The organism is Streptomyces phyllanthi, assembly GCF_009377205.1.
GTDB lineage: Bacteria > Actinomycetota > Actinomycetes > Streptomycetales > Streptomycetaceae > Streptomyces > Streptomyces phyllanthi.
Genome location: NZ_VJZE01000810.1, coordinates 1 through 2,236 on the forward strand (window position 1 = coordinate 1; position 2,236 = coordinate 2,236).

Below are 2,236 nucleotides of genomic sequence, written 5' to 3' on the forward strand. Positions count from 1 at the left end.
AGGCCGAACGGGGTGGGGCGGCCGCCCATGGCGAGCGAGCTGCCCGCCAGGGCGCCGTCGGCGACGGCGAGGTTGAAGCGGAGCAGGACCGCCACCCGCCGCCCCGGTACGACGCGCCGGGCCAGCTCGGCCAGGACGCGCAGTTCGTGCTCGCTCTCCACGTGGAACCGCGCCACGCCACGCTCCAGCGCGGCCGTGATCTCGTCCGGCGTCTTGCCCGGGCCGCCGAAGGCCAGCGGGCGTCCCGGAACGGCCTCGGCGACATGGGTGAGCTCGCCTCCGGACGCCACCTCGTAGCCGTCGACGTGGGGAGCGAGGGCGGTGAGGATCTCCGGCTCGGGGTTGGCCTTCGCCGCGTAGTACAGCTCGACGCGTGGCGGCAGGGCGGACCGTACGGACGCGGCGTGCTCGCGCAGGGCGGCCAGGTCGTAGACGTACGCCGGGAGTTCGGTGGCCGTCAGGGACATGATGCGGTCGCGGACGGCGGACGTGGGTTCGGTCATCGGGTGCTCCGGCTCAGGACGTCCTCGGCGAGGGGGGAGGGCAGACGGACGTACCCGGCCGTGCGGTCGGCCCTGCGTTCCCAGCGGGTGAGCAGATTGGCCTTGGCGGGCAGGGGTGCCCCGGCCAGCAGGGCGGCGAGGCGGGGCGGGCGGCCGTGGTGGTCCGCGTATGCCTGGAGGGTGGCGCGCGCCCTCGCCCACAGCCCGGCTTCCAGCCGCGGGTGCAGATCGGCGAGCGCGGCGAGGAGTTCGGCGACGTGGTTGACCAGCAGGCAGTACACGACGCGGTCCCAGCCGCGCCGGGCGTCGTAGGTCATCGGGCCCGCCACCTCGGGCGGCAGCGCGGCGAGCGTGTCCGCGTGGTGCTCGGGGACGAGCTTGGTGCCCTCCAGGTCGCGGAAGAGGACCTGCGCGGGCATGCCGTCGGCGTCGACGCAGATCAGCACGTTCTGCAGGTGGGGTTCGAGGACCAGGCCGTGGTCGAAGTACGCGGCCAGCACCGGCGGGACGAGAAGCCGCAGATAGGCGTCCCACCAGTCGAGGGCGGTTCCCGGACCGGCTCCGTCGAGGAGTCGGGACAGGTGTGCGGGGCCGGTCGGGTACTCGTCGGCGACGGCGGCCGCGAGCAGCGGGGTCGTTCCGGGCAGCAGACGCCGGGAGAGGCCCTCGCGCACGATGACGCCGAAGCCCTCCAGCAGGGTGCGGTCCGGGGTGCCGTCGGGGCCGGGGAGAGCGAGGCTGCGGTAGGCGGGTTCGCGGAGCAGGGCGCTGCCCGGGAAGCGGTCCTCCAGACCGGCCAGCACCGGGGCGAGGACACGGGTGAGGGCCACGGCGCCGGAGAGTTCGTAACTTGCGTTCTTGCGCAGGCAGTTGGTGATGCGGACGTTGAGGCTGAACTTCAGGAAGGTGTCGCCGTCGAAGAGGGTCCGTACGGACGCGGTGGCGGCGAAGGGCCGGCCGCCCGGACCCAGGTCGAGGATGTCCCCGCGGCCGAGCGCCTCGCGCAGGGCCGGGTGGGAGCGCAGCATCTCGTACTGCCAGGGATGCGCGGGCAGCAGCCGGTAGCCGTCCGGGACGTCGGCGCGTCTTCCGTCGAGTACGTCGGTGGCGCCGGGCCCGGCGGTCTCCTCGGCGATCAGGTGCTCGCGCACGGCCAGGTGCCGCAGCGGGAACGACGCCCGTGCCTCCGGCGCGTACGCCCGCCACGCGTCCGCGTCTCCGGTGCGCGCCTTGGGCGTGGGGTGGAAGCGGTGCCCGAAGAGGAGGGACTGCTCGGAGGCGAGGTAGTCGAGGTGCTCCTCGCGCTCTGTGGCCCCGCGGGCGGCCAGGGCGTCGGAGACGGTGCGGTGGCTGGAGGCGACCTGCTCCAGGAACTCCTCGTTGCGCACGCCGGTGCGGAGGAAGAGCTCGTCGTGGGTGTACGTGGCGAGGCGGCGCCAGTCGATCTCCCGCCGGCCGGTGGCGGTCTCCTCGTGCACCGGGCCGGTGAAGCGGTGGGCGCCGAGCAGCGACGTACGGCGCAGGGCGACCCGCAGCAGTACTCCACTGCGGGGCAGGCCCAGCAGCAGATGGCCGTCGGTGAGCGTGGTCTGCCGCTCCGGGCCTGCCACCTCACGCAGCAGGCAGTTGAGGAGCGTGTGGGCCACGGCGTCGTCGGCGGTGGGGAGGAGGGAGGAACGGGCGGAACGCGAGGGACGGGGAGTGTGAGGGGTGTGAGGGGTGCGAGGGGTGCG

Annotated in this window: 2 protein-coding genes; both read right to left on the minus strand. The window is 74.2% G+C overall.

The window, feature by feature from the left end; genetic code table 11:
• Positions 1–503, minus strand: a 503-nt coding sequence (locus FNH04_RS45105; RefSeq protein WP_194237037.1) for an alanine racemase, incomplete at its 3' end; no start/stop codon positions are given.
• Positions 500–2,149 carry an IucA/IucC family protein gene (locus FNH04_RS45110; protein ID WP_322725696.1) on the minus strand — a complete coding sequence of 550 codons (1,650 nt, stop codon included), beginning with the start codon at positions 2,147–2,149 and terminating at the stop codon, positions 500–502. The genes FNH04_RS45110 and FNH04_RS45105, both read right to left, overlap by 4 nt.
• Positions 2,150–2,236 lie beyond the last annotated feature (87 nt).